We start from the raw sequence: 3,741 nt of genomic DNA, 5'->3' as shown, positions 1-3,741 counted from the left end.
GGGAGCGGTGGCCGACCATCGCGTCGAGGGTGTTGACGGCGCGGAAGGCGGCCATGCCGGGCACTCCTGCGATCGCGCCCCACACGAGGGCGCCGACCACGGCGTCCGAGGTGTTCTCCGCCACCGATTCGACGACGGCACGAGCGATGCCGTCCGCGTCCAGGGCGTCCGGATCGCGGCCGCACAGATGCGGCAACAGGCGCCGCGCGCCGGCCACATCACCGGCATCGAGAGCCGCCGCGACCGCCTGCGCCTCTCGGCACAGGCCCGTCCCGCCGAGCACGGTCCACGTCACCGCCGCCGCGAAGAGCACGCTCCCGGCGGACCGGTGAACGCCGCGCGTCGCGCGGGAGAGCACCGCAGCCGTCGCGACGGCACCCGAGACGCAAAGCGCCGTGTGTGCCACACCGGCGCTGCGGCGGTCCTGCCACAGGGCGCGTTCGGCTGCTGCGGCGGCGTCTCCGAAGAGGGCCACAGGGTGTCCGCGACGCGGGTCGCCCAGCAGCAGATCGCCCAGGTAGCCGAGGAACGCGCCGCAGGCGTAGGCGCGATGAGCCCGCATCGGTCAGCGTGCCGTCGTGCCTCGAAGGTGTGGTGCGGGCTCCGGCCGGTGGCGGTGCGCCGTCCAGCCGTCAGGCAGGCCGGAAGCCGACGCGGGGTGGAGGGACCGGAGCGGTGACGGTGACGATCCGGTGCGTACGGGCTCGGGTGCGGCCGGGAAGCCGGGCATGGCGGAGTCCTCACTCAGGGTCCTCGCCCTGGCTCGACGTACCGGCGGTGAGAGTCTCCTGGCTTCCGGATCGCTGCGACCCCCGGCCTTCCAGCCGCCGAACAGGCGGGCCGTGACCTTCGGTTGGGGGTGCGCTCCCCGGTGACAGTGGCGGGACCGCGCCGGATTCGCACCGGCTTCCTCTCCAGCCGCCGTTGGGCAACGGGCAGTCCACCACGTACTGGTGGGGCCGTCAACTCGCCGCTGACCTGCGGCGGAAGAGTGTGAGCAGGCACACGGAGAGGGGGTACGGACGATGTCCGTACCCCCTCTGACGCCGTGGTTCCGGCGCTAGGAGGCCGCCGGCGCGGCGGCGCTCACGGAGCGGTGATGATGTAGATGCCGAAGGCCACGGCTGCGGCGCACAGCGCGTAGCAGGCGTACGCGCCGGTGCGTGCGAGGGCGGACGAGCCGCCGCCCTGCGAACTGCCGGTGGAGGTGCCCACGATGCCGAGCGTGAAGATCCCCACCAGGGCCACCGTGGCCACGAGGCTGACGCCGAACACCTCGCCGAGTGCTGCCCAGTCGATCTGCATAGCGCTTCCTTCTGCTCCAAGTCTGTCCGGAACCGGCCTTCAGGTGACCGGTTCCGGTTCGGTCTGTGTTGTCGTGGCCCGGCGCTAGCCGAGTGTGGAGCCCGCCCGCTGCCGGTCGGCCTCGGAGTGGTCTTCCGGCACCGGGACGGTGTCGGAGGTCTTCGACTCCTGCGCCGGCACGGCGGCTTCCGCAGCCGTGCCGGTGACGGTGCCGTCCTCGGAGGCGTCCTGCGCCTTGACCGTGGGCGGCGGTGCGACGGAGCGGAGAGCGGCGGTGACGACCCCGGCGGGCTCGTTCCCGTCCGTCTCGGCCGGCGCCGCGTCGTTGACGTTGGTGTGGTCGACGGGCTGGCGCCGCGAGAGCACCCAGATGCCGCCGCTGATCAGCAGTGCGAGCACAGCGACCGTCGTGACACCCAGATCGCCCTGCTCGGCCAGCAGCGCCGCACCGGCGGCGACCAGTCCTGCCGCCGGGAGCGTCAGCCCCCAGCTCATCAGCATCCTGGCCGCGGTCGACCACCGCACGACTCCGCCCTTACGGCCGACACCGGAGCCCATGACGGCGCCGGAGCAGACGTGCGTGGTGGAGAGCGAGAAGCCGATGTGCGAGGAGGCGAGGATCGTGACCGCCGCGCTGGTCTGCGCGGCGAATCCCTGCGGAGGCTTGATGTCGGTGAGCCCGCTGCCCATCGTGCGGATGATCCGCCAGCCGCCCAGGTACGTGCCCAGCGCGATGGCCAGGCCCGCCGAGACGATCACCCAGGTGGGCGGGTCCGCCTGGGGGGCGACGACGCCGCCCGTGATCAGCGCGAGGGTGATGACACCCATGGTCTTCTGTGCGTCGTTGGTGCCGTGGGCAAGGGAGACCAGTGCGGCGGAGGTGATCTGACCCGCCCGGTAGCCCTTGGCGGTCTGGCCCTCGTCGGCCTTCCGCGCGGCCCGGTAGGTGAGCCGCGTCGCGCAGAACGCGGCGAGGCCCGCGACGAGCGGAGCGGCGACGGCCGGGATGAGCACCTTCATCACCACGGTGTCGCCGTTGACGGCGCCGAGGCCGACGGAGGCGACCGTCGCGCCGACGAGGCCGCCCATCAGAGCGTGGGAGGAGCTGGAGGGGAGTCCGGCCAGCCACGTCAGCAGGTTCCAGATGATCGCGCCGACGAGCCCGGCGAAGATCACTTCAGGCTGTATTCCGGAGCCTTCGTCGATGATTCCCGAAGAGATGGTCTTGGCGACCTCGACGGACAGGAACGCGCCGATCAGGTTGAGGGCCGCCGACATCGCCACCGCTGTCTTGGGCTTGAGTGCCCCGGTGGAGATGGTGGTGGCCATGGCGTTGGCCGTGTCGTGGAAGCCGTTCGTAAAGTCGAACACCAAGGCCGTGACGATCACGATCCCGATGAGAAGCGTGATGTGTTCCATTCACCCAGGCACAATCAGTCGAAGGTCAAGGACTCGTTGAACGTAGGGACGGCCGATGAACGGAAGGTGAACTGCGGCGGGCTTCAGGGTGTCACTCACCGGCGCCTGTTGTGAGTGGTGCCACGCCACCGCCCCCCGCTCCCCTTCCTCCTCACCCGACCGTCCCGTCGCGGGGTCCGTCAGGGCCGCGCCGCATGCAGGAGGTGGAGCAAGTGCACAGCGCCTGGCGGGAGTTGGTGGACACCGCGCGCCGTACGGTCGCCGAGGGCCTCGTCGTCGGCACCTCGGGCAACGTCTCCGTCCGCGTCGGGGACACCGTGCTGGTGACTCCGACCGGCGTCCCCTACGACCGGCTCGGCCCCGACGATCTGTGCGCCGTGGACCTCGACGGACGGCGCACCGCCGGAGACCTCCGGCCCACCAGCGAACTCCCCATGCACCTGGCCGTCTACCGGCACACGGACGCTCGCGCCGTCGTACACACCCACGCCGTGCACGCCACCGCGGCCTCCACCCTGGTGAGTGAACTCCCGGCGATCCACTACATGGCCGCCGCTCTCGGCGGTCCCGTCCGCGTCGCACCGTACGCCACCTACGGCAGCGACGAACTGGCCCACAACATGATCACCGCCCTGGACGGACGCAGCGCCTGCCTCCTCCAGAACCACGGCACGGTCGCCTACGGCAACGATCTCGACCAGGCGTACGACCGGACCGCGCAGCTGGAGTGGATGTGCCACGTCTGGCTCACCGCCTCCTCCCTCCCCGGACGCGAGCCCACGCTCATCCCGCCCGCCGAACTCGCCAGGGTGGCGGAGAAGTTGAGCGGATACGGGCAGCCGTCCCCCGAGTGAGGGCGTTCACCCGCGGCCCGGGAGGGGTGAGTCGGTGAGGCCGGCATGACGGTTGAGGGGCGCACGGGAATCACCCGGCCGACTCCGCCCACTGGCCCCGCACCCGTCCCAGCACCGACACTTACGGGATGCGTCTGCGTACAGCGGCCGTCGCCGCCACATC

The 3,741-nt window shown here is 71.4% G+C and carries 4 protein-coding genes and 1 riboswitch; of the genes, 1 reads left to right on the top strand and 3 read right to left on the bottom strand.

Annotated elements, in window-relative coordinates; all coding sequences use genetic code 11:
* From H5J26_RS29320 to H5J26_RS29310, 3 genes are all read right to left on the bottom strand, one after another.
* Positions 1–562: cobalamin biosynthesis protein CobD/CbiB (locus H5J26_RS29320; RefSeq protein ID WP_181768992.1), on the bottom strand; the 562-nt coding region annotated here is incomplete at its 3' end.
* Positions 563–781: 219 nt separating this feature from the next.
* A riboswitch (cobalamin riboswitch) is annotated at positions 782–914 on the bottom strand.
* 172 nt (positions 915–1,086) lie between these two features.
* The gene (locus tag H5J26_RS29315; RefSeq protein ID WP_181768991.1) at positions 1,087–1,305 is read right to left on the bottom strand and encodes a hypothetical protein; all 219 of its coding nucleotides are present in this window, start codon (positions 1,303–1,305) and stop codon (positions 1,087–1,089) included.
* A gap of 84 nt (positions 1,306–1,389) precedes the next feature.
* Positions 1,390–2,724, bottom strand: coding sequence for an inorganic phosphate transporter (locus tag H5J26_RS29310; RefSeq protein ID WP_181768990.1), 1,335 nt, complete (start codon positions 2,722–2,724; stop codon positions 1,390–1,392).
* Between the two features lie 194 nt (positions 2,725–2,918).
* Between H5J26_RS29310 and H5J26_RS29305 the strand changes: the two genes are divergently transcribed.
* A complete protein-coding gene (locus H5J26_RS29305) occupies positions 2,919–3,578 on the top strand; it encodes a class II aldolase/adducin family protein (RefSeq protein WP_181768989.1) in 660 nt (219 codons plus the stop codon).
* Positions 3,579–3,741 lie beyond the last annotated feature (163 nt).

It is taken from the genome of Streptomyces albidus (ex Kaewkla and Franco 2022) (assembly GCF_013870515.1).
In the GTDB taxonomy this organism is placed as follows: Bacteria; Actinomycetota; Actinomycetes; order Streptomycetales; family Streptomycetaceae; genus Streptomyces; species Streptomyces albidus.
The sequence above is the reverse complement of the archived record's forward strand: the minus strand, read 5'-3'. Positions and strand labels throughout refer to the sequence as shown.

Excerpts from the sequence above, each read along its gene's own strand:
- H5J26_RS29315 (WP_181768991.1), bottom strand. The coding sequence starts at position 1,305 with ATGCAGATCGACTGGGCAGCACTCGGCGAGGTGTTCGGCGTCAGCCTC.
- H5J26_RS29305 (WP_181768989.1), top strand. The coding sequence starts at position 2,919 with ATGCAGGAGGTGGAGCAAGTGCACAGCGCCTGGCGGGAGTTGGTGGAC.
- H5J26_RS29310 (WP_181768990.1), bottom strand. The coding sequence starts at position 2,724 with ATGGAACACATCACGCTTCTCATCGGGATCGTGATCGTCACGGCCTTG.